This window comes from Adlercreutzia sp. St.1H8 (genome assembly GCF_059728655.1).
Map to the genome: position 1 here is coordinate 2,128,561 of NZ_AP039376.1, position 23,272 is coordinate 2,151,832.

Below are 23,272 nucleotides of genomic sequence, written 5' to 3' on the forward strand. Positions count from 1 at the left end.
GGGTGCCGCCTTCGGCTCTCGAGGGGGCTCGCGGAGGTTAGCTCGCGAAGATCTCGATGGTGTCGCCGTCCTTGAGGGTGACCATGGCCTTCTTCCAGGTGCGGGTCTTGCCGGCCTGGTAGCGCATGCGCTTGGGCTTCGGCTTCACGTTGAGGGTGTTCACCTTGACCACCGTCACGTTGAAGATAGCCTCGATGGCCTGGCGAATCTCGACCTTGTTGGCGTCCTTGGCCACCTCGAAGGTGTACACGTTGTTCTCCATGGCGTCATAGCTGTGCTCCGTGATGACGGGGCGGATGATGACCTCGCGGGGATCCTTGTTCATTTATGCAAGCACCTCCTCGATATGCTTGAGGGCCTGCTCGGTGATGACGAGGGCCTTGTTGTCGATCAGCTCGTAGGTGTTGATGTCGCTCACCGGAACGATGTTCACCTTCTGCAGGTTGCGGAAGGACAGGAAGGTCTCCACGTCCTCGTTGCCGATCACCAGGGTGATGCGCTTGTCCTCCAGGCCGAAGGCCTTGAGGAACGCCACGGCGTCCTTAGTGCGCGGCTGCTCGAAGGGGAACTCCTTGACGATGACGAGCTCGCCGTCGGCCAGCTTGGCCGAGAGCGCGCTGCGCATGGCCAGCTTGACCTCCTTCTTGTTGACCTTCTGGTCGTAGGAGCGGGGGTGCGGGCCGAACACGGTGCCGCCGCCGACCCAGTGGGGCGCGCGGATCGTGCCCTGGCGGGCGCGGCCGGTGCCCTTCTGGCGCCACGGCTTCTTGCCGCCGCCGCGAACCTCGCCGCGCGTGCGGGTGTCATGCGTGCCCTGACGCCAAGAGGCGCGCTGCGCCTTGACGACGAGGTGCATGACGTGGATGTTCGGCTCGATGCCGAACACGGAGGGAGCGAGCTCGGCGGTGCCGACGCCCTCGCCCTTCACGTCTTTGATCTCAATGGATGCCATAGTAGTTGGTCTCCTTGTAACGTAACCGGACTTAAGCCATGCGCACGCGAACCAGGGCGTTCTTGCCGCCGGGCACCGCGCCCTTCACGAGGATCAGGTTCTGGTCCTCATCGATGCGAACGACCTCAAGGTTGCGCACGGTCACCGTGTCGCAGCCCATGTGGCCGGGAAGGCGCAGGCCCTTGAACACGCGGGAGGGCGTGGCGCACTGGCCCACGGAGCCGGGGGCGCGGTGGAAGTGCGCGCCGTGGCCGCCCGGGCCGCCGGCGAAGCCGTAGCGCTTCATGACGCCCGCGAAGCCCTTGCCCTTGGACGTGCCGGTCACGTCGACCTTCTTCACGTCGGCGAAGGCGGCGACGGTCTGGGTGTCGCCAGACTGGTACTCGCCGGCGTTCTCCACGCGAACCTCGCGCAGGTAGCGCTTGGGCTCGACGCCCTGCTTCTCGAAGTGGCCCGTCATGGGCTTGTTCACGCGGCGCGGCTTCACGTAGCCGAAGGCCAGCTGCACGGCCTCGTAGCCGTCGGTGTCGGTGGTCTTCACCTGGCAGACCGTGTTCGGCTCCGCCTGGATGACGGTCACGGGGATGACCGTGTCGTCCTCGGCGAAGATCTGGGTCATGCCGATCTTCTTGCCGTAGATAGCGTTAATCATTCTTCAACACCCCTTACAGCTTGATCTCGATGTCGACGCCGGCGGGGAGGTCGAGGCGCATCAGCGAGTCCACGGTGTTGGGCGTGGGCTCGAGGATGTCGATCAGGCGCTTGTGGGTGCGCATCTCGAACTGCTCGCGGGAGTCCTTGTCCACATGGGGCGAGCGGATGACGCAGTACAGGTTGCGCTCCGTCGGCAGCGGGATGGGACCGGAAACCTTGGCACCCGTCTTCTGGGCGGTATCGACGATGAGCTTCGTGGACTGGTCCACGATCTCATGATCGTACCCCTTCAGGCGAATGCGAATCTTTTGATTAGCCACTTAGCTTACCTCCAATGAAAGCTTCGATGGGGCGACCTAGGCGTTGCCGCCGGCCTTGCTGATAATTTCCTCTGCGACGCTCTTGGGCACCGGCTCGTAGGAGTCGAACTGCATGGTGTACACAGCACGACCCTGGGTGCCGGAGCGCAGGTCGGTGGCGTAGCCGAACATCTGGCTCAGCGGGACCTTGGCCTCGATGACGACGGCGCTGCCGCGCTGCTCCTGGCCCTGGATGAGGCCGCGGCGGCTCGGGATGTCGCCCATGACGAAGCCGGTGTACTCCTCGGGGGTCTCCACCTCGACGGCCATGACGGGCTCGAGGATGACCGGGTTGGACTTCTTCAGCGCGTCCTTGATGGCCATGGAGCCGGCCACCTTGAACGCCGCCTCGGAGGAGTCGACGTCGTGGTAGGAGCCGTCGATCAGCTCGACGCGCACGTCCTCGACCGGGTAGCCGGCGAGCACGCCGGAGTTCAGCGCCTCCTGGATGCCCTTGTCGATGGAGGGGATGTACTCCTTGGGCACCACGCCGCCGACGATCTTGTTCTCGAAGGTGTAGCCCTTGCCCGGCTCCTGCGGGTACATGTTGATGACCGCATGGCCGTACTGGCCGCGACCGCCGGTCTGGCGGACGAACTTGCCCTCGGCGTTCATGACCTCGTGGCCCGGACGCTCGCGGTAGGCGACCTGCGGCTTGCCCACGTTCGCCTCCACCTTGAACTCGCGCAGCAGGCGGTCGACGATGATCTCCAGGTGCAGCTCGCCCATGCCGGCGATGATGGTCTGGCCGGTCTCGTGGTTGGTGGACACGCGGAAGGTCGGATCCTCCTCGGCCAGCTTGGCCAGGGCCACGCCCATCTTGTCCTGCTCGGCCTTGGTCTTGGGCTCGACGGCGATGTCGATAACCGGGTCGGCGAACTCCATGGACTCCAGGATGACCGGGGCGTCCTCGGCGCACAGGGTGTCGCCGGTGGAGGTGTCCTTCAGGCCCACGACGGCGACGATGTCGCCCGCCTGGCAGGAGTCGATGTCGACGCGCTGGTTGGAGTGCATCTGCAGCAGACGGCCGATGCGCTCCTTCTTGCCCTTGACGGCGTTGAGCACGTAGCTGCCCGAGTCGAGCGAGCCGGAGTACACGCGCAGGTAGGTGAGCTTGCCGACATAGGGGTCGGTCATGATCTTGAAGGCGAGCGCGGAGAACGGCGCCTTCGGATCGGCCGGACGCTCCTCGTCAGCCCCGGTGTCGGGGTTCTCGCCCTTGATGGCGGGGATGTCGATGGGCGACGGCATGTAGTCGACCACCGCGTCGAGCAGCTCCTGCACGCCCTTGTTCTTGTAGGCGGAGCCCACGAACACCGGGTTGATCTGGCAGTTGATGACGCCCTTGCGGATGGCGGCCTTCAGCTCGTCGACCGTGACCTCCTCCTCCATGAGCACCTTCTCCATGAGCTCGTCGTCGCAGTCGGCGGCGGCCTCCAGGAGCTCCTGGTGGTACAGCTCGGCGTCGTCGGCGAACTCGGCCGGGATGGCGTCCATGGGCTCGGGGTAGGTCATGCCCTTGTCGTCGGCCTTGAAGTCCCACGCGGTCATGGTCACCAGGTCGATGACGCCCCAGAAGTTGTCCTCGGCGCCCATCGGCAGCTGCGCGGCCACGGCGTTGGCGCCCAGGCGATCGCGCATGGTCTGGATGGCGTGGAGGAAGTCAGCGCCCACGCGGTCGTACTTGTTGATGAAGGCGATGCGCGGAACGCCGTAGCGCTCGGCCTGACGCCACACCGTCTCAGACTGCGGCTGCACGCCGGCGACGGCGTCGAACACGGCCACGGTGCCGTCGAGCACGCGCAGGGAGCGCTCCACCTCGGCCGTGAAGTCCACGTGGCCGGGCGTGTCGATGATCTGGAAGCGGTACTCCTTGCCGTTGTCCTTGCCGCCGGGGTACTTCCAGAAGCAGGTGGTGGCGGCAGCGGTGATGGTCACGCCGCGCTCCTGCTCCTGGACCATCCAGTCCATGGTAGCGGCGCCGTCGTGCACCTCGCCGATCTTGTGGGTCTTGCCCGTGTAGTAGAGGATGCGCTCGGTGGTGGTCGTCTTGCCCGCGTCGATGTGGGCCATGATGCCGATGTTGCGCGTATCCTTCAGGTCAATCTTCGCCATAGTCTCTCCTACCTGTTCCTAGAAGCGGTAGTGGGAGAAGGCGCGGTTGGCCTCGGCCATCTTGTACATGTCCTCGCGCTTCTTCACGGCGGCGCCGGTGTTCTCCGACGCGTCCATGATCTCGGCGGCCAGGCGCTGCTTCATGGTGTGCTCCTTGCGCTTGCGGGAGAAGTCCACGATCCAGCGGATGGCCAGCGTGGTGGCGCGGCGGGAGTTGACCTCCATGGGCACCTGGTAGGTGGCGCCGCCGACGCGCTTGGGCTTGCACTCGAGCGTGGGGCGGACGTTGTCCATGGCCTTCTTGAATACGGACAGGGGATCCTGGCCGGTCTTCTCCTCGACGATGTCGAAGGCGCCGTAGACGATGCCCTCGGCGATGGACTTCTTGCCGTCAAGCAGGACCTTGTTGATCAGCTGCGTGACGAGGCGGTTGTTGAACTTGGCGTCCGGCTGCGTTTCGCGGCGGACTGCTGCTGCACGACGCGGCATGTAGTTCTCCTTCGTGTTCCTGCGCGCTTCCGGGGTCTTTCACTCCCCATTAGGCCCGAGGATGGCCGGCCCTTCCGGCGCTCCCCTTCGCGGGCCCGCGCGTCTTAGCGGTTATTTCGGGCGCTTGGCGCCGTAGCGGCTGCGGGCCTGCTTGCGGTTGTCCACCGGCGAGCAGTCGAGGGCCGCGCGGATGACCTTGTAGCGGACACCGGGGAGGTCCTTAACACGGCCGCCGCGGATGAGCACCATGGAGTGCTCCTGCAGGTTGTGGCCGATGCCGGGGATGTAGGCCGTGACCTCCATGCCGTTGACCAGGCGCACACGGCAGACCTTGCGAAGCGCGGAGTTCGGCTTCTTGGGGGTGGTGGTGTACACGCGGGTGCACACGCCACGCTTCTGCGGGTTGCCCTTGAGAGCCGGCGTCTTCTTCTTGTCAGCCGTCTTCTTGCGGCCCTTGCGGACCAGCTGGTTAATAGTAGGCAAGACTCTTCCTTTCTTTTTCCTCCGTGAGCTTACGTCTTTCATGTACGCTCAGCTGTTGCGCACACGAAAAGAAGCGCCTCCGAGAGGCGCGATGGAGAATATTAGGCCTCTCCGCGCAGCTTGTCAAACGCCACGGTGCCGGGCGTATCTATAGTCGGCGAATCGCGTTTGCGCAGATCACTAAGGGAGGCTGACGCGGGCGGGAAGAAAGTTTGGCCGCTGGGCGAAAAAGTTGCGGGTGCCAGGGGGTCACACCAAATGACACACCGTCCGTGCCAGGGGGTCACACCAAACGTCACACCGGGCAAGGCGGGAGCAGTGCCGGGCGGGCGCAGGCGGGTGCGCGGGATCAGGACGCCGGGAGCGGATCGGGTGGGGGGCAGCCTGGAGGAAGCGAGCGACTCCGAGGACGGCGCGGGCCTGGGACGGCGCAAAGCGCCAGGCGAGCGGATCGCACGCAAGATGTGCGACCCGATCATGCGAGCAGCGTAGGGAAATCTGCGACGGAGCGCTCCGGTGCGCAGGGGTCCTGGAGGTCGATCTGCGGATTTCACGCCGATCGCTGCAAATTCGTTCGGTTTTGCACTCGCTCAGGCAGCGACAACCCCTCCCTCGCCTTGTGTGAGGGAACGCGACCTGGGGTTATGCGGAAACGCTACCACGCCGAACGTAACTGAGAACGAACCAAGGACTGACGAAGAGTGCATTTCCGCTCGAATTTGCAACGAACGGCCTTTTTGCAAGGTGTGCCAGGGGGTCACACCAAATGACACACCGGGCAGGCGGCGGGACAGAGCGCAAGTCGCGAGCCGGCAAGTGCGGACAGCGGGCGCGGGCACCAGGCGCAAGACGGTGACGCGGAACGCGCGTCGGGGCCCACGTCAACGCGTGGATTGTGCCAGACGTCCCGTCGGCACGGAGGAGCAGGCGCAAGAGAGAGCGCAGCAGGCACGGCGACTCGCGAGAGCGCAAGGAATCCCGACGCAAAAGCGCTACGCGATACGCAAGGGAATCGACGCACAAGAGGGGCGCTCGACAGGAGCGGCAACCCGACGCGATGACGCATGCGGCCTGAACGTCTCGCCGGGCAAAGCGGCGGGACCTGGCGCAGCATGGAACTGCCCGCCAGACGGGAAGGCCCGCTAGCCTGCGTACTCGGCGATGAGCGCCTCGACGAGGCGGGCGGTAGCCTCCAAGTCGCGCACGGCGATGAACTCGTCGGCCGAGTGGAAGTTGGCCATGCCGATGCCGAGCGTGACGGACTGGCAGCCCTTGGCACCAAGCACGTTGGAGTCGGCCCCACCTCCGGTGCGCGCCAGGCGCGGCACAAGACCCGCCGCACGGGCGGCGGCCACGGCACGCGCCACGATAGGCGCGTCGTCCTCGAAGAGCACGGCCGGATAATCGCACGTCCACTCCAACTCCACCGATCCCCCGCCCTGCGCGGCGGCCTGCTCGCAGGCGACCGTCATCGCGTCACGCTGGGCGGCAGCGCGATCCGAGCGAAGAGAGCGGCACTCCCCCGCCAGCTCGCATGCCTCGGGCACGACGTTCACGGCCGTGCCGCCGGCGATGACGCCGACGTTGGCGGTAGTGCACTCATCGAGGCGCCCGAGCGGCATGGCAGCCACCGCATCAGCCGCCAGCGCGATGGCCGACACGCCGGCCTCAGGCTCCACGCCGGCGTGAGCAGCGCGGCCGTGGAAGCGAGCGCGCATCGTCCAGTGGCAGGGCGCTCCCGTGATGATGGTGCCCGGACGCCCGTCGGCGTCCAGCACGTAGCACGGCAACGCCTCGTCGCCCGCGCCCACGGCGCCCGCGACCACGGCGCCCCCGTCTGCGGCCCTCGCGCCCGCCTCCGCGCCCTCCGCGCCTTCCGCGCCCCCGGCGCCTTCCGCAACCGCGCCGCCTTCCGCGCGCCCCTCGCCACGCGCCCCGGCGGCACCGGCACCCGCGCACGCGGAGGGCAGGTCGGCCGGCCAGGAAAGCGCGTCGGGCGCGAGGGCCGACGACCCCAGGAGGCTCTGCTCCTCGCAGGTGGTCAGCAGCACGGTGAGGTCGGGGCGCGGCGCACCGGACTCCAGCGTCGAGCGCACGCCTTCCAAGATGGCGGCGATACCGGCCTTGTCGTCGGCGGACAGGATGGTCTCCCCCGCCGAGCGCAGCACCTCAAGCGTGGCGCCTTCATCAGCGTAGGCCGACCCCAGCACCGCAGCCGGCACCGCCTCGCTCAGCACCTCGATGCCGGCGCAGGGCTCCACCGTGTCCAGGTGGGCCGAGAGCGCCAGGCGCCCGGGCGCGGTGCCCGGCAGGCGCGCGATGAGGTTGCCGGAATCAGAGCCAGTGACGACAGCAGAGGCATCGAACTTCACGAAGAACCCCAGTTCAGCCAGGGCCCGCGCGCAATGGGAAGCCATCGCGGCCTCGCAAAACGAGGGGCTCTCGACGGCGACGAGCTCAAGAAACGTGGACAGCAAGCGATCGGAGTTCATGGGAGTGCCTTTCTACGGAAAACGCGGCCTGACGCCAGTCTAGCGAGCGGCGGCCGCAGCAGACGCGCGACGACGCGGCCAATCGGCCTGCGCGGCCCCGTGCCCCGTAGACATCCGACCGGAGCAAGCCGGCTAGCGGACGGAGGCCGGCCTCACGGAGACCACCTCGTCCAGGCGCACGCCATCAGCGGTGCGGCTGAGGGTCTCGGTCTCCTCCACCAGCACGCCGGCGGCGCGGGCGGCGTCCAGGCGACGGTTGCGGAAGTAGACGGCCCAGTTCACCGCCACGCAGGCCACATTGATGAAGTACACCGCCAGCACCCAGGTGAAGCTGCCGGAGGCGAACTTGGCGGCGATGCCGGCGAAGTAGCCAAGCGTGATGAGCCCGATGAACTGCCAGCTGGTGCCGGCGGCCGTGCGGGCCTTGTAGTTCTTGTAGGCGTTCATGGGCCAGGAAAGGCCGAAGCAGACGAGCATGATGGCTTCCAGTATCTCAGCCATGGGTGACGGATCGCTTCCTTCACGAAAATCGGGGCCGTGCGACTCCTATGCGCACGGCCCCGATTCTAGGCCCGCCCGAGCGTCCGTTGCCCAAACGATACGGTTTCTCCAAAGATGGCCCGCCGGCTCCGAGCAGCGGGGCGCCGGCCGCCACGCGGGGCTACGACCCCAGGATGCGCGCGGCCACCTGCTTCTTGCGCGAGAGGATGCCGGGCATCCACACGCCGCCCTCCTCGGGGCACTCGATGTTGAACACGCGGTTGACGATGCGGCGGTTGCCCTCGACGATGAACTGGCTGCCCTCGGCCAGGATGTCGGTCACCATCAGCAGCACGAACTCATAGCCGTGCAGCGCCTTGAGCTCGGCCATGTGCGCGCGGATCTCAGCCTCGCGCGCCATGACCGCCGGCAGGTCCACGGTCTCGTGCTGGGCGATGAGCACGGTGTTGTCGCCGAACTGGAACTCCTTGGAGTCCGCCTCGACCAGCTTCTCCACCGGCATGTCGTCCTCGCCGCCGCGGGTGCGGAACACCTTCAGGCCGAACTCGGTGGGATCGACGTCGAGGATGCCCGCCAGGTAGTCCACCTGATCGCGATCGATGTCGGTGGCGGTGGGCGATTTGAGGATGACCGTGTCGGTCATGATGGCCGAGAGCAGCACGGCGGCGATGTCGCGCGGCACCTCCACGGCATGCTTGCGGAACTCGAGCGTGACGATGGTGGCGGTGGAGCCTACGGGCAGGTTGAGGAACTTGATGGGGTTGGCCGTCATCACGTCGGCGATGCGGTGGTGATCGAGGATCTCCACCACGTCGGCCTCCTCGATGCCGTTGGCCGCCTGGCGCGTCTCGTTGTGGTCGACGAGGATCACCTTGCGCTTGGGCCGCACGGCGATGTCGGAGCGCGTGACAATGCCCACGGCGAACCCGTCGTCATCCACCACCACGCCCTCACGCAGCTCGCTGGCCATGAGGTCGTCGGCAGCCTCCCTGAGCAGGGCCTCGCGGTCGAGCACGAGCACGTTGGTGTAGGTGAGGTCGGCCACGCGCTGGCCGAGCGACTCGATGAGCGACGAGGCCACGGCCATGGGGTTGGCATCGTCGCCGTCCAGGGCGTCGGTGGCCGAGATGTAGCGCTCGGCGATGGCGCGGGTGGAGATGAGGCCGCGGAAGGTGCCGTCGTCGTTCTCCACCACGAGCGAGCGCACGTTGAGCTGGCGCAGGCGGCGCCCGGCCTCGAGCATGCTGGCGTCATGGCGGATGGACTCCGGGTCGGGGGTCATCACGTCGCAGACGCGGGCGTGCACATGGGGGAGCTTGCGCGGCGCGGGAATGCCGTTGGCCTCGAGGATCCACGCGCTCTCAGGCGGCAGGGGGCCGAGGCGCGCGGGGATGTACTCGACCTTGTCGGCGGTGCCGTCGCGCTTGGCTATCTCGTTCTTCAGGTACGCGTACCCCACCGCGGCGCAGATGGAGTCGTTATCGGGGTTGCGATGTCCCACGACGATGACGGGCGAAGCCATGGGCCTCTCTCTCCTTGGGTGTATAGGCAACGATTCCGGGGCAGTATACCCCGGCGCCTCCGAGGCGGCCCTGCGATGTGGTAGCTTCATCGCCAAAGCCCCACGTTTCGCGGGACGGACGGCAGCGCGCTCGCTCGCCTGAAGGCCAGGCGGGGAGGATACGACGGCGAAGGCGAGGAACACGATCATGAAGACCTACGGATTACGCGACATCATCGGCCCGGTCATGGTAGGGCCCTCCAGCTCCCACACGGCAGGAGCCCTGGCCATCGCCACCATGGCCCGACGCCTGTGCGCCGCGCCGCCGGCGCACGCGTCCTTCACCCTGTACGGCTCGTTCGCCCACACGGGACGCGGCCACGGCACCGACAAGGCCCTCGTGGCCGGCCTGCTGGGGCTCGACGCCGACGACCTGGCCATCCGCGACTCGTTCGCCCTGGCCGAGAAGGCGGGGCTGGCCGTGGAGATGACCTTCGACACGAGCACCGAGCCCGAGCACCCCAACACCGTCGACATCGCCGTGACCGACGCGGCCGGCGGCATCCTCACCATGCGCGGCGTGTCCGTGGGCGGCGGGGCGGCCGTCATCACGCGGGTCAACGGAGTGGAGGTCAACATCACCGGCGAGCACACGAGCGTGGTGGTGCACCAGCGCGACGTGCGCGGGGTGCTCGCGCACATCTCGTCGTGCCTGGCGCGGTGCGGCGTGAACATCGCCACGGCCAGCCTCTACCGCACGGCCAAGCACGACGACGCCTACACGGTGATGGAGACCGACGATGCCGTGGACGAGATAGCGCGCGGGATCATCCTCGAGCACCCTGCCGTCTACGACGTGCACGTCATCGCGCCGAGCTTCGCCGACGGAGACGGCGACCCGGTCTGCGTGCCCCTGGACGCCGCCGACGCCTTCGAGCGCTGGAACTACGAGGACGGCGCGGGCCTGCTGGAGACCTGCGCGGCCGAGGGCTGCACCATCGCCGAGGTGTTCTACCGCCGCGAGCAGGCGCTGCGCACCCTTCAGGGCGTCACCGCCGAGGTGGGGCCCTACCTGACGCGCGCGCTGGCCGTCATGCGCGCAGCCGCCACCGGCCCCATCGAGCAGCCCGTGGCGTCCACCGGCGGCCTCATCGGCGGCGAGGCGCAGAAGCTGGCTCGCGCATGCGCGGACGGCGCGGCGCTGCTCGACCCGCTGGCGGCCCGAGCGGCCGCCTACGCGCTGGCCGTGCTGGAGACCAACGCCTCCATGGGACGCATCGTGGCCACGCCGACGGCCGGGTCGGCCGGGGTGCTGCCCGCCGTGCTGCTGAGCCTGCAGGACCTGCGCGGGTTCACCGATGAGCAGCTGATGGAGGGCCTGCTCACCGCCGGCGCCGTGGGCTACGTCATCGCGCGCAACGCCAGCGTGTCGGGCGCCGAGGGCGGCTGCCAGGCCGAGGTGGGCTCGGCGGCGGCCATGGCGGCAGCCGCCGCGGTGGCCATGGCCGGCGGCACGCCCGCCCAGGCGCTGGCCGCAGGCGCCAACGTGATGATGTCGCTGCTCGGACTCGTATGCGACCCGGTGGGCGGCCTGGTGGAGGTGCCCTGCCAGAAGCGCAACGCCACGGCGGCATCCATCGCGCTGGTGAGCGCGCAGATCGCGCTGTCGGGCGTGCAGAACCTCATCAGCTTCGACGAGGCGGTGGCCGTCATGGACGAGGTGGGGCGCGGGCTGCCCTTCGAGCTGCGGGAGAGCGCCCTCGGCGGCATCGCGGCCGCGCCGAGCGCCTGCGCGTGGTGCAACGCCTGCTGCTAGGCTCGCTGCATGCGGTGCGGAGCGGGATTTCTGGCCATTTGCTTCGAAATTCCGAGGCACATCAGCCCGAAACCCCCGCCAGGGATTCCAGCGGAGCACACCGCGCAACCGCGACCTGGGCAAACGCCGTTGCCGCTAACCCGTCGCCTTGAGGCTGGCTCGGAATTTCGAAGCAAATGGCCATTTTCGCGCGCAGAAGAAACGCGCCCCGCAATTGCGGGGCGCGTTTCTTCTGGACTGACTGCGGCGTAACCCCACAGGGCCCCCTATCCGCCGATCTTGACGATGGGGGCGTAGTCCTTCAGCAGCTTCTTGGTCTGGCCCGTCTTGGCGAACTTGACGTGGAGGGTGTCGCCGTCCACCTTCATCACCTTACCGCGGCCGAAGGTCTTGTGGTCCACCATGTCGCCGGCGGCGAAGGTCACCGACGCGGCACCCTTCTTGCCCACGTCGCGCGTGCCGGCGCCGCTGCGCCCGGCGCGAGCGCGGTCGCCGCGCCCGGCCGACCCCGACGCGCTCGAGCGGCCGAAGACGCGCCCCTCCCCCGCCTCGGTACCCGAGCCGGCGATGCCCCGGCGACTGCCGCGCTTCTCCCAGCCGGTACCGGAGAAGCCGGACGACCCGAGGCCCGAGGTGCGCCGCAGCTCGGCGGGGATCTCCTGGATGAAGCGGGACGTGGGATTCGACGAGGTCTGGCCGAAGATCTGGCGCTGCTGGGCGCAGGTGAGGTAGAGCTTCTTGCGGGCGCGGGTGATGGCCACGTAGGCCAGCCGGCGCTCCTCCTCGATGCTCGCGGCGTCGCCGATGGAGTTCATATGCGGGAACAGCGACTCCTCCATGCCGCCCACGAACACGCAGTCGAACTCGAGGCCCTTGGCGGAGTGCACCGTCATGAGCGTGACGGCCGGATCGCCCTCGGCCACCTTGTCCAGGTCGGTGCGCAGACGCACCCACTCGATGAAGTCGGCCATCGAGTTGCCGCGCAGCACGCGGGCCGGCTCCTCGCCGGCCGGCGCAGCCGTGGGGGCGTCGTAGAGCGCGTCATCGTCGGCATGGGTCTGGGAGAACTCCTCGACCACGCCCATGAACTCGCGGATGTTCTCCACGCGGCCGCGCGCCTCGTCGGTGTTCTCGGCCTCAAGCGCGGCGATGAGCCCCGTCTGGTCGACGATCATCTCGATCACGCGGCGCAGCTCGCCCTCGTAGGTGCGAGCCGTCTTGAGCAGCGTGACGAACTCCGCCACCGCGTTGCGGGTGGCCGCGCGCACCTCCGGATCGGCCACCACCAGCTCGGCGGCGTCCATGAAGGACAGGCCCATCTCGCGGCCGAACTGCTCGATGCGCTCGATGGTGGTCTTGCCGATGCCGCGGCGCGGCACGTTGATGACGCGTTTGGCCGCGATGTCGTCAGCCGGGTTCACCACGAGCGTGAGGTAGGCCATGACGTCGCGGATCTCCGCACGGTCGAAGAAGCGCACGCCGCCGACGATGCGGTAGGGAACGCCCGCGCGCAGCAGCATGTCCTCGAGCATGCGCGACTGGGCGTTCGTGCGGTAGAACACGGCCACGTCCTCGTAGGAGAGCCCCTCGGCGTGACGCCGCTCGATCTCGCCGGCTATCCAGCGCCCCTCGTCGCGCTCGTCGGTGGCAAGGTAGACCTCGATCTTGTCGCCATCCTCCGCAGCGGTGAACAGGCGCTTGGCTTTACGGTGCTGGTTGTTGGCGATGACGGCGTTGGCCGCGGCCAGGATGTTGCCCACGCTGCGGTAGTTCTGCTCGAGCTTGACCGTGGCGGCGGCGGGGTAATCGCCCTCGAACTCGAGGATGTTGCGGATGTCGGCACCGCGCCACGAGTAGATGGACTGGTCGTCGTCGCCCACCACCATGAGGTTCTGGTGGCCGGCCGCCAGGAGGCGCGTGATCTCGTACTGCGCGTGGTTGGTGTCCTGATACTCGTCCACCATGATGTAGCGGAAGCGCTGCTGGTAGGCGCTCAGCACGTCCGGGTGGTTCTTCAGCAGCAGGTAGGCGTAGACCAGCAGGTCGTCGAAGTCGAAGGCGTTGGCCGCCTTGAGGCGCTCCTGCAGTCGCGTGTACACGCGCGCGGCCACCTTCCCCACCGGATCCATGGCCTGCTTCTCGAACTCGGCGGGCACCACCAGCTCGTTCTTCGCCTGGGAGATGCGGTTCATGAGCGCGTTGACCGGGAAGCGCTTCGGATCGATGTCGAGCTCGGCCATGACCTCCTTGTACAGGCGCTTCTGGTCGTCGGTGTCATAGATGGTGAAGCTGCGGGTGAAGCCGATGCGCTCCGCGTCGGTGCGCAGGATGCGGACGCACATCGCATGAAAGGTGGACACCCACATGCCGCGGCTGCGCGGGCCGACGAGCGCCATGAGGCGCTCGCGCATCTCGGTGGCCGCCTTGTTGGTGAACGTGATGGCGAGGATCTGCCACGGCTCGGCGCCGAGGTCGTCGATGAGGTGCGCGATGCGGTAGGTGAGCACGCGCGTCTTGCCGGAGCCGGCGCCGGCCAGCACGAGCAGCGGCCCCTCCGTGGTGAGGACGGCTTCGCGCTGCGGGTCGTTGAGGGTATCGATGTCGATGGCCATGGGGATCCTTCTTGCCGGGGAGGCCGGGGCGGCGATCCCGGCGGAGGGCGGGCCCCTCGTCCGCCAGGCGCGTCGTCCCGGTCGCGTCGATGGAAATTCGGCCCACCATTCTAACGCCATCCGGACGCAGACGAGGGAAAGCGCGGAGGATTCCCACAGGGCGGGCGCGGAGGCGGCGGGCGGAGGCCCGAGGCGACGGGCTCGGACGACGCGGGCGGGGGGCAGACGCGGGCGGGGCAGCGGCACGGCGGACGGGGGGCGGAAGCGAACGCGACGCGGGATTCGGACGAGGCTGGGGGCGGGGCGGGAGCGGGCTCGGGCGGCGGCCAGACGGTGAAATGCGAGCTCGTATCCAGCTTCGCATGTTATCCGCGGCCGCTGGCACCCGTCGATCAACGATCACGGCGCGCGACGTTGCAAGCAACGTCGCATCGGTAGCGAACGAGCCCCGTCGCGCGGAGCGAAGGCCCCATACCGCCCGCCAGCCTCGGACAACTCGACAAATTGGCTATGAACGCGCGGCAGGTGCGCAACAGGGCGCCACCGCAAGGGGCCGCGGAGGCAAGCGGACCTCACAATGGGGAGAGACCCCGTCGAGAGGAGGCATCATGACGACGAAGAGAACCGCGCGGCCCCTGCCGCAGGTGGACGAGGGCGCACTGCGCGCGTCGGCTCGCGCGCACCCGCGCGACGTGCTGGCCAACGACGAGCCGGTGGTGCTGGAGTCATCGGCGGCCGACCCGGAGCTGCCGGCCCTGCAGGAGTTCGAGGTGGACGAGGACGGCCCCCGGGGATCGACGCGCAAGCACCCGGGGCTCCTCTGGGGCGCGCTGGCCGTCGTCGCCGTCGCGCTTTTGTGCGCAGCCTTCGCCGCCGCCGGCGACTGGGCCACGCCTAACCAGGCCGAACGCGCCGCCCAGACCACGTTCGAGGAGCAGACCGTCCCCGAGGACCTCGGCGCTAACTAGCCCCCAGCACGCGGCGCAAGGCGCCACGGCGGCCTGCCGCGCAAGGCAGCCCGACAAAGTGGCCAAAAATGACGACCTGACGACAGCGCAGAGCACGTTCCAAGGCGCGTCGCCGGAGTTTTCCCAGGTCGGCGGAAATCGCACGGATGCATCGCGGGCGAAGCAGAGCGAACCTGCCCGATATTTGTCGTCAGGTCGGCATTTTTGGCCACTTTTTGGCCGCGAAGGCGCACAGGAGGCGCCGCCCTACCGAGGCGCGTGCGCCGCGGAAGCCGGCCGTGCGGGTGGTGCGGCTCTCGCCTCATCGCCCCCCAGCAAAAGGACCCCGCCGGCTTCGCGCCGACGGGGCCCCTCGTGCAGGCTCCTTGGCCTTCGCGCGCTAGACGATCTTCTTGCCGAACACGGCCGCCAGATCGCGCAGCTCGCCCACCAGCTTCTCGAACTGGGCCGGGGTCAGCTGCTGCGGGCCATCGGACTTGGCCACGGGCGGGTTGGGGTGCACCTCGATCATGAGCGAGTCGGCACCTGCCGCCACGGCGGCGTAGGCCAGGCTCGGCACGAGGTCGCGCTGGCCGGCCGGATGCGACACGTCGATGCACACAGGGTACAGCGACTGCTTGTGGATGACCGGCACCGCGGCGATGTCCAACGTGAAGCGCGTGGCCGTCTCGAAGGTGCGGATACCCCGCTCGCAGAGCACCACGTTGCCGTTGCCGCAATCGGTGATGTAGTCGGTGGCAGCCAGCCACTCGGCGATGGTGCCGGCAAAGCCGCGCTTGTACAGCACCATCTGCTGGCTCTCGGCGGTCACCTGGCCGATCTTCTTGAGCAGGCTGAAGTTCTGGAAGTTGCGGGCGCCCACCTGCAGACCGTCCACGTAGTCGGCCACCAGCTGGCAGTGGGCCGAGTCCATGACCTCGGTGAGCGTCTTCAGGCCGTACTTGTCGCCGGCGTCCTTCATGATGCGCAGCGCCTCTTCGCCCAGGCCCTGGAAGGAATGCGGGTTGGTCCGGGGCTTGAAGGCACCGCCGCGGATCCAGGAGAGGCCGAGGGCCTTCACGCAGGCGGCCACCTCGTCGAACTGCTCGGCCGACTCCACCGAGCAGGGCCCGGCGTAGATGGTGATCTCGTCCGTGCGCTGGCCGAGATCGGGGATGGGGGCAATCTTCACTTCGCTCATACGGACGGCGTCTCCTTCATGATCTTGAGGATGGTGGCGTAGATCTCACGGAGGTTCTCGTTATAGAGCGGCCCCTCGTTGTAGCTGTCCACCTTGGCGAAGATCTCCTCCTCACGCCGCGCGTCATAGAGGCCCATGTGCGCACCGGGCTTGAGACCGCGGATGACCAGCGAATGACCCGCGCGCTTGTTGAGGAGCGCGACGAGTTCGCGATCGATGACGTCGATCTGCTCACGATGCTTCTGGATCTCGGCAAGATTGCTGTTCTCTTCAGACATCGCTTTTCCTTTCATCATTCAGTGCTTTAACGAGCATGGCCGCCTGGCACGCCGAGACAGCGGGCGCGGCCCTCGTGTGCCAGCCATGATAGCAAAGGAGCCCGCTCACACGGGCTCCTTCTGGAAAGCGAGGAAAGATTTAGCCGAGCGGAAACACGTCGCGCCAGACACCTCGACGACCCCGACGGGCCACCTGGCACGCAGCCAGGCGGCAGGCGCGGAAGCTAGGCGCCGACGTGGCGGAGCTGCTCGCGGCTGCGCCACTCGATGAGCAGATCGGCGCCGCCGTTGACGGCGAGCAGCGCGCCGAGCGCCATGATGAAGGTGACCGTGCTCTCGAACGGGTTCCAGATGATGACCACGCCGCCGATGGCGATGAGCACGCTCACGACGAGGCCGACGATCCACGAGTAGCCGTCCAGGCCGCGCAGCTCGACGGAGCGCACGGCGTTCACCACGCCGCACAGCACGAGCACCACTCCCAGGGCCACCGAGAAGAAGCTGGCGATGACCTGCGGAAACACGAACACGATAAGGGCGCAGACCAGCAGGAACACGCCAGTCATGAGCACACCGGGCTCGCGTGAGTGCCGACCACCCGTACGGAAGTAGGCGAACAGCGACGCTGCGCCGGAGACAGCGAGCAGCGCGCCCATGAGGTAGATGACGGTGGTCACCGTAACGCCCGGCATGAACACGAGGAACAGGCCGAGGGCCAGGAACAGAACCGCCTGCACGAGGATGTTGGACTGAACCATCTTGACGAAGGACTCCATGACGTCCCCCCTTCTTCGAGCGCATCCGGGCCCCATGGCGGGCCCGCCCGGACGCGGGCGAACACCGTACAGCCCGCCAGGATGCATCATACGGGCCCGTAGGGCGCCCGCCCCCGCGCCGCACCGAGCCGGCACAGCGCCGTCACGCACTCGCAAACCGCCCGTCAACCGCACCCCTCGAGGGGGGTAACAAGCAGGGAAAGGCGGCTCGCACAAAACGCGGAGGGGGCACACGCGACGCAAAACGCAGCGAAGCCCCGGGAAGGGGCTTCGCGAGCAGGCGCAGGCGCGGAAACGACGGGCATGCGTCAAGGGCGTGAGCTAGCCGCGGTGGGACTTGCGATTCTTCCAGATTCCCAAGGCGGGGCGCACGTTGATGAACAGGTGGATCAGCAGCAGCGCGAGCAGCACCTTGGCCGATACGGCGTGCAGCGGGTTCCAGAAGTAGTAGCCCTCGGCATAGAGGCCCAGCGTCGGCAGCACCGCGCCCGACACCATCACGCCCGAGGTCACGCACACGGCGAGCGCGATGCCAAGAAGCACCGCCAGCACGGCGCGACCCGCGCGGACGGCGCGAGCGGGCCCCGGCGAGGCAGCGCGGCGGACCGAGGAGACCACGTGACCCAGGTGCTGGGCCAGGTGAACGATGAGCACGACCGCCACGGCAAGGCCGAGCCACTCATGAGGCGCAACCCCCGTGAGCGAGGGCAGGGAGACGATGACGTAGGCGACGAGCGCCACGGCGTCGATGACGAGCTTGACGGGCACGGGGATCACCGGACCTTCCGCATGATGAGCGCGAGGGCCATCACGAGCGCCACGGGCATGAGTATCCAAAGGTTGAGGCTCGCGTCGGAGGCCTGATGGTAGCGCGAGGCCAGCGTGTCCCACGCGTGGCAGTCGACGGAGGCGCAGCCAGCTTCGGGGCAGGTCATCTCATGGATGCCGTCGGGCTCGGGCACATCATCGAACCCGTGGCACGTCCCGCTCGCGCAGCCGGTGGCCGGACAGGGCGAGGAGTCCTCGATGGGAATGGGCAGCGGCGCCTGGCCCGGACGCGCGAGGGCTCCAACCCCCAGCGTGAGACCGCAGAGCGCGAGCATCACCACCAAGGTGATCGCAAGCTTCTTCACTTTGGATACACCTTCTCTCGTCGCGGCGAGCCCCGGCCCGCCATCAACCTGCCGCGCGCCTCGCGGTCGCGCGAGCGCCCCCTCCCTGCCTTCGCCCCTCGCGAGGGAGGCAAGGCGAAGGCGGGCCGGAGGGAGGGGATCCCGGCCCGCCTCGCTCTTCCCGGCAAGGGCCGGGCGGAATCGACCTACTCCCCGTCCGCCGGCTTGAGCGGCAGGAACTTGAGGCCCAGGAGGAAGATCAGCACGGCGAGGGCGACGACGCCGAGCGCCACGCCCCACTCGATGGGGGCCGGCCAGTAGACCATGCCGGCGTAGGCCTGCTCGAGATTGCCCTGCCAGTTGGTGACGGTGGAGGGCGTCATGACGGCCGGCCACTCGATGTTGGGGATCTGGAAGCCGCCCACCAGCAGCTGCACGCGCTTGCAGAGGATGGCGAGGATGGCAGCGACGCCGGCCAGCGCCAGCAGCGGGCTGGTGCGCAGGCTGGGCACGAAGCAGACGACGGCGGCCGCCACGGAGAGCACCACCTCGCCCCAGAAGAAGGGCGCGAGCGGGCCGGAGACGAGCATGTCCACCACGGCCAGGCCACCGGCAGCCGGGAAGGCCTCGGTGAGCAGGTCACACCCGAAGAAGTAGAGGTCGACCACGAGGAAGGCGCCGAGCAGCTTGGCGAGCTTGACCAGGTAGGCCTGCTCGAGGGCCAGGTAGCCCGCCCTGCGCAGGCCGATGGCCACCAGCAGCACCAGGCCGGTGCCGCACACGAGCGCCGAGCTCACGAACCAGGGGGCCAACAGCGCCGTGTGCCACATCTCGTGGGACTGCTGCAGGCCGAAGATCCAGGCGGTCACGGAGTGCACGAGGATCGCGCAGACGAGGGCGACCACGCTGATCACGCGCAGGGCCGTCGCCGACACCTTGCCGCGCTCGGCCTGCACCTGGGCCCAGAGGTAGGCGCAGGACAGCACGAGGTAGGTCGCCAGCACGATGATGTCCCACATGAGGGGCGAGCCCAGGTTGGAGTAGGCGAACAGCTCCCACACGCGCAGCGGCTGGCCGAGGTCGACCACCACGAAGCCGATGGCGGCCACGGTGGCGGCGATCGAGCTCATGACGGCCACCTTGGAGATGCCGCCGAAGCCCCTGATGCCGAACGCCTTGGGCACCGAGCTGATGATGAGGCCGCCGGCCGAGAGCCCCACGAAGAACATGAACATCGTGATGTAGAGGCCCCACGAGTCCAGGTTGCGCATGGCGGTCTGCACCATGCCGCCCGTGAGCTGCACGACCCACAGCGCGACGCCGATCACGGCCAGCACGGCGCATACGCCGATGCCGATGGTCAGGCCCTTGCCGCCCTTGGGGGCGGAGGCAGTTCTTTCAGTCATCGGTTCCTCCTTACACCAGGTAGTAGACGGACGGCTTCGTGCCCTGCTCGGGCAAGAGGTGCTGATACTCGCGCTCGCGGATGAGCTGGCTCACCTCAGACGACGGATCATCGAAGTCGCCCCAGAAGCGAATGCGCGCCGGGCACGGGTCGATGCAGGCCGGCTTCTCGCCCTGAGCCAGGCGATGCCAGCACATCGTGCACTTCTCCACCACCTGCTTCTGATGCTGCGGGATGTCGAGCGAGCCCATGGGCTGGCCGATGGCGTACTGCGGCTCCTCCCAGTTGAAGGAGCGCACGCCCGTGTAGGGGCAGGCCGACATGCACATGCGGCAGCCGATGCACTTGTCGTAGTCCTGACGCACCACGCCGGTCTCCGGGTCCTTGTAGGTGGCGCCCACGGGGCACACCTTCACGCAGGCCGGGTTGTCGCAGTGCTGGCAGGCCATGGGGATGTTGCGGATGGTCAGGTTAGGGTAGGTACCCGCCGGCGTGTCCATGTTGGGGCCGCCGTCGGTGAGGATGCGGTTCCACCAGATGGTGTCGGGCAGGTTGTTCTCAACCTTGCAGGCCACGGCACACGAATGGCAGGAGATGCAAGACTTGCTGTCAATGACAAATCCGTAGCGTGTCATTAGTTATCCTTTCCATCCCAGGGGCGGATCTCGCAGAGCACGTCCATGAAGTTGTTGTTGACGATCCACACGTCGAACTCCGTGGAGCTGAGGTTGGACCAGCCGCCGCCCTTGTGCTGGCTGAGCTGCCAGCCCTTGGGGTACACGAGCGTGCCGGGGCGAATGGCCTCCGAGTAGATGGCCTTGGCCACAGCGGTGCCGCGGTCGTTGTAGGCCTCCACGTAACTCTGATCCTCGATGCCGCGGGCCTTGGCGTCCGCCGGGTTGATCTTCACGATGGGCTCGGGGTCGATCTCACGCAGCAGCGGAGTGCTGAACCACTGCGAGTGCACGCGGTAGCGCGGGCGCTCGCTCATCAGCACGAGCGGGTACTTGTCGTACAGCGGGTTCTCCGGCCAGGCCTCCAGCGGCGGCTCGAAGTGGGGCAGGCGCTCGGCTGCCACCTGCTCAGGCGTCGGGGTCTTCGTGGTGGGCGTGCGCGGGGCAGGCGTCTCGCGGTAGAACTCGAAGCGGCCGGTGGGCGTGGCGAAGGCGCCGTTCTCGTAGGCGATGTAGGGCTTCTTCTCGGCATCGCCGGGGATGAAGCGCACCTGCTTCTTATCGCGCAGGTTGTCCATGCTGGCGCCCACGGCCGTGGCGATGGGGCCGCTGAACAGGCTGTCGAGCACCTCCGAGGTGCTCTGGGTGAAGAACTCGCCCAGCCCCAGCTTCTCGGCCAGCTCGGCGACGATCTCCGGGTCGGGCTTGGACTCGTAGAGCGGCTCGATGGCCTTCTCGTTGTAGTTGTACGAGGAGCACTGGCCGGCGTTGGCCACCTCCTCCAGCTCGAACCACTGGGCCACGGGCAGCACCATGTCGGAGTACATGGCCGTGTCGGTGAGAGCGGAATCAGCCGTCACCACGTAGTCCATGGCGGGGATGATGACATCGGTCCACGCATGGGTGTCGGTGTGGGTGTTGAGCGGGTTGGCCGAGTACATCCACAGCATCTTGATGTCAGCGTCCTTGCCCTGGAACTTCTTCTGCTCCACGACGTTCTTGAGGTCCACGCTGGCGATGTTGAAGCCGGTGGACGGGCCCTTGGGCGCCGTGTACTGGGCAGCGGCGATGTTGGTGATGAGACCGATGCCCCAGAAGGCGCCGTAGGACGCGCCCGGCTTGCCGAGGTTGCCCAGCAGGGCGCAGAGCGTGAGGCCCGCCACGGTGGTCTGGCCGCCGTTGTTGTAGGCCTGCGGGCCGTAGCCCTCGTAATGGTAGACCGGGCCGTCGATGACGATGTCGGCCAGCTCCTCGATCTCCGCCACGGGAATCTCGGTGAGCTCGGAGACCTGCTCCACCGTGTACTCCATGATGTTGTCCTTGAGCAGGTCGAAGGCCGTGCGGCACTCGACGCCCTCAAAGTCGGCCGTGCCCTCGATCTCCGGCGCAGACGCGTCGGTCTCGGGGACGATGGCGCCGCCGGAGAGCACCATCACCGGGTCGAGCATGATCTCCTGGCCGGTGGTGGCGTCGGTCTGGCCGGTGGGCGTGGGGGCCACGCCGGTGTCGCTGCGGCGCAGGAACTTGCCCGTGTCGGAGCGCACGAGGTACGGCGCCACGGTGTGCTGCTGCAGGTAGGACACGTCGTGGGCCTCGCGCTCGATCACCAGGCGCATGAGCGCCAGCTTGAGCAGCGTGTCGGTGGCGGGGCGGATGGGGATCCACTTGTCAGCCTGGCTGGCGATCTGCGTGAAGATGGGGTCGATGACCACCAGCTTGACGCCTGCGGCCTTCGCCTCCTTGATGAGGTGCCAGTTCTGGATCTGCGCATCGGTGATGTTGGCACCCCACACGACGATGGACTTGGCGTTCTTGGCGTCGGTGGGCTCGTTGCCGTTCCACATCATCATGCCCATGAGGGGGCTGACGTAGTTGCCGGCCACCGCGTACATGCCGTAGTAGCTGCCCATATCCAGGCAGGGGCCGATGTTGCTCGCGTTAAGCAGGGCGATAATGCGGCTGTAGGCGCTCGTGATGCCGGCGGCCTGGTTGCCCGAGGCCGTCAGGAACGCCACGGCCGACTCGCCGTACTTGCCCTGGATCTCCTTGATCTTGCCGGCGATCTCCGTGAGCGCCTCGTCCCACGTGACGCGCTCCCACTGCCCGGCCCCGCGCTCGGTGCCCTCGGCACGGCGCATGGGGTACTGCAAGCGCTTGGGATCGTAGATGCGCTGAACGTGCGACAGGCCGCGCTGGCAGATGCGGTCGTAGCAGCTTTCGTTGTACGGCGCGCGGGTGGTCTTCATCACCTTTCCGTCGTGCACGTGCACGTTGAGATGGCAGAAGCCGAAGCAGTTGGGACGGCAGACGCCCCGGAACACCTGCTCCTCTCCGCTTGCCGAAGTCACCGGCGCAGTTCCCTCGGCCAGCGCCGTCATAGGCGCGACGACCCCGCCGGCCACGGCGGCGACGCCTGCCGTGGCGGCGGTCGTCTTGAGGAAGCTACGACGCGTGAGCCCGCCCTGCGGGCTAGCAGTTCCCGACATTTACTCCTCCTTTGAAGGACGTGTCGGGATATCCCCCTTGGATCATCCGAAGGCCGCAGACGGCCAGCGACGCGGTACGCGCCAGAAGCCCTCCCCTTCGGCTCCCCAAGCCAAAACTTCCAGGATATCCCCCTCCGTGCGCCGCCCCGCCTCCCCGACGGCACTGCGCACCCTGATAAGAATCGGCCAAATTCTCTGGCTCGTACTATAGCGAGTTGTCATATGACAATCAAGGGGTATCCTATGACAATTTCCATCGGACCCGGGCGGGCGCGGCGCGGTGCCTCCCCGTCTGGGTTCGGGCCTCGCGCGAAGGGCCGGGACGGGCCCGCCTCCCGGGCGGGATCCCCGGGAAACGGGGCGGCGCGCGCAAATCGGAGCGGTTCTGCACCGGGCGGGCGCGGGGAAGGCGCCCCGGG

General features: G+C 67.8%; 21 protein-coding genes. 2 read left to right on the forward strand and 19 right to left on the reverse strand.

What is annotated here, in order from left to right; all coding sequences use genetic code 11:
• Window positions 1-37: 37 nt before the first annotated feature.
• From rplW to AC6I0Y_RS08440, 10 genes are all read right to left on the reverse strand, one after another.
• Window positions 38-325, reverse strand: a complete 288-nt coding sequence (gene rplW / locus AC6I0Y_RS08395) for a 50S ribosomal protein L23 (RefSeq protein WP_160709005.1) — start codon at window positions 323-325, stop codon at window positions 38-40.
• The gene (gene rplD, locus AC6I0Y_RS08400) at window positions 326-952 is read right to left on the reverse strand and encodes a 50S ribosomal protein L4 (protein ID WP_160709007.1); all 627 of its coding nucleotides are present in this window, start codon (window positions 950-952) and stop codon (window positions 326-328) included.
• A gap of 31 nt (window positions 953-983) precedes the next feature.
• Window positions 984-1,604 (reverse strand): 50S ribosomal protein L3, encoded by a 621-nt coding sequence (rplC, locus tag AC6I0Y_RS08405; RefSeq protein ID WP_160709009.1) that lies wholly within the window; start codon window positions 1,602-1,604, stop codon window positions 984-986.
• A 13-nt stretch (window positions 1,605-1,617) separates the two neighbouring features.
• Window positions 1,618-1,926, reverse strand: coding sequence for a 30S ribosomal protein S10 (rpsJ, locus tag AC6I0Y_RS08410; RefSeq protein ID WP_160709011.1), 309 nt, complete (start codon window positions 1,924-1,926; stop codon window positions 1,618-1,620).
• A gap of 36 nt (window positions 1,927-1,962) precedes the next feature.
• The gene (gene fusA, locus AC6I0Y_RS08415) at window positions 1,963-4,080 is read right to left on the reverse strand and encodes an elongation factor G (protein ID WP_160709013.1); all 2,118 of its coding nucleotides are present in this window, start codon (window positions 4,078-4,080) and stop codon (window positions 1,963-1,965) included.
• Window positions 4,081-4,098: 18 nt separating this feature from the next.
• Window positions 4,099-4,569: a 30S ribosomal protein S7 gene (gene rpsG, locus AC6I0Y_RS08420; protein WP_160709015.1), complete on the reverse strand. Its 471-nt coding sequence runs from the start codon at window positions 4,567-4,569 to the stop codon at window positions 4,099-4,101.
• A 111-nt stretch (window positions 4,570-4,680) separates the two neighbouring features.
• On the reverse strand, window positions 4,681-5,052 hold the full coding sequence (gene rpsL / locus AC6I0Y_RS08425) for a 30S ribosomal protein S12 (protein ID WP_160709017.1): 372 nt from the start codon (window positions 5,050-5,052) through the stop codon (window positions 4,681-4,683).
• Between the two features lie 1,142 nt (window positions 5,053-6,194).
• Window positions 6,195-7,544, reverse strand: a complete 1,350-nt coding sequence (locus tag AC6I0Y_RS08430) for a M20/M25/M40 family metallo-hydrolase (RefSeq protein ID WP_497730897.1) — start codon at window positions 7,542-7,544, stop codon at window positions 6,195-6,197.
• 132 nt (window positions 7,545-7,676) lie between these two features.
• Window positions 7,677-8,045 (reverse strand): hypothetical protein, encoded by a 369-nt coding sequence (locus AC6I0Y_RS08435; RefSeq protein WP_236643368.1) that lies wholly within the window; start codon window positions 8,043-8,045, stop codon window positions 7,677-7,679.
• A 160-nt stretch (window positions 8,046-8,205) separates the two neighbouring features.
• Window positions 8,206-9,567, reverse strand: a complete 1,362-nt coding sequence (locus AC6I0Y_RS08440) for a putative manganese-dependent inorganic diphosphatase (protein WP_497730899.1) — start codon at window positions 9,565-9,567, stop codon at window positions 8,206-8,208.
• Window positions 9,568-9,754: 187 nt separating this feature from the next.
• On the opposite strand from AC6I0Y_RS08440, the gene sdaAA reads away from it, so the two are divergent.
• Window positions 9,755-11,362 (forward strand): L-serine ammonia-lyase, iron-sulfur-dependent, subunit alpha, encoded by a 1,608-nt coding sequence (sdaAA, locus tag AC6I0Y_RS08445; protein ID WP_160709023.1) that lies wholly within the window; start codon window positions 9,755-9,757, stop codon window positions 11,360-11,362.
• 266 nt (window positions 11,363-11,628) lie between these two features.
• Here sdaAA and AC6I0Y_RS08450 read toward each other — a convergent pair whose 3' ends face one another.
• Window positions 11,629-13,974: an ATP-dependent helicase gene (locus AC6I0Y_RS08450; RefSeq protein ID WP_160709025.1), complete on the reverse strand. Its 2,346-nt coding sequence runs from the start codon at window positions 13,972-13,974 to the stop codon at window positions 11,629-11,631.
• A gap of 608 nt (window positions 13,975-14,582) precedes the next feature.
• On the opposite strand from AC6I0Y_RS08450, the gene AC6I0Y_RS08455 reads away from it, so the two are divergent.
• Window positions 14,583-14,942: a hypothetical protein gene (locus AC6I0Y_RS08455; protein WP_160709027.1), complete on the forward strand. Its 360-nt coding sequence runs from the start codon at window positions 14,583-14,585 to the stop codon at window positions 14,940-14,942.
• A 379-nt stretch (window positions 14,943-15,321) separates the two neighbouring features.
• Here the strand turns inward: AC6I0Y_RS08455 and aroF are convergent, their stop codons facing one another.
• The 8 genes from aroF to AC6I0Y_RS08495 form a co-directional block, all read right to left on the reverse strand.
• On the reverse strand, window positions 15,322-16,122 hold the full coding sequence (gene aroF, locus AC6I0Y_RS08460; RefSeq protein WP_160709029.1) for a 3-deoxy-7-phosphoheptulonate synthase: 801 nt from the start codon (window positions 16,120-16,122) through the stop codon (window positions 15,322-15,324).
• Window positions 16,119-16,400 (reverse strand): chorismate mutase, encoded by a 282-nt coding sequence (locus tag AC6I0Y_RS08465; protein WP_160709031.1) that lies wholly within the window; start codon window positions 16,398-16,400, stop codon window positions 16,119-16,121. Before AC6I0Y_RS08465 ends, aroF begins: the two co-directional genes overlap by 4 nt.
• A 224-nt stretch (window positions 16,401-16,624) precedes the next feature.
• Window positions 16,625-17,176 carry an HdeD family acid-resistance protein gene (locus AC6I0Y_RS08470; protein ID WP_160709033.1) on the reverse strand — a complete coding sequence of 184 codons (552 nt, stop codon included), beginning with the start codon at window positions 17,174-17,176 and terminating at the stop codon, window positions 16,625-16,627.
• Window positions 17,177-17,497: 321 nt separating this feature from the next.
• Entirely contained in the window at window positions 17,498-17,944 is a 447-nt protein-coding gene (locus AC6I0Y_RS08475; RefSeq protein ID WP_160709035.1) for a DUF4405 domain-containing protein, read from the reverse strand.
• Window positions 17,945-17,949: 5 nt separating this feature from the next.
• A complete protein-coding gene (locus tag AC6I0Y_RS08480; RefSeq protein WP_370520287.1) occupies window positions 17,950-18,309 on the reverse strand; it encodes a hypothetical protein in 360 nt (119 codons plus the stop codon).
• Between the two features lie 185 nt (window positions 18,310-18,494).
• Window positions 18,495-19,694: an NrfD/PsrC family molybdoenzyme membrane anchor subunit gene (nrfD, locus tag AC6I0Y_RS08485; RefSeq protein ID WP_497730903.1), complete on the reverse strand. Its 1,200-nt coding sequence runs from the start codon at window positions 19,692-19,694 to the stop codon at window positions 18,495-18,497.
• A 10-nt stretch (window positions 19,695-19,704) separates the two neighbouring features.
• Window positions 19,705-20,328 (reverse strand): 4Fe-4S dicluster domain-containing protein, encoded by a 624-nt coding sequence (locus AC6I0Y_RS08490; RefSeq protein WP_160709039.1) that lies wholly within the window; start codon window positions 20,326-20,328, stop codon window positions 19,705-19,707.
• Window positions 20,328-22,853, reverse strand: coding sequence for a molybdopterin-containing oxidoreductase family protein (locus AC6I0Y_RS08495; protein ID WP_160709041.1), 2,526 nt, complete (start codon window positions 22,851-22,853; stop codon window positions 20,328-20,330). Before AC6I0Y_RS08495 ends, AC6I0Y_RS08490 begins: the two co-directional genes overlap by 1 nt.
• Window positions 22,854-23,272 lie beyond the last annotated feature (419 nt).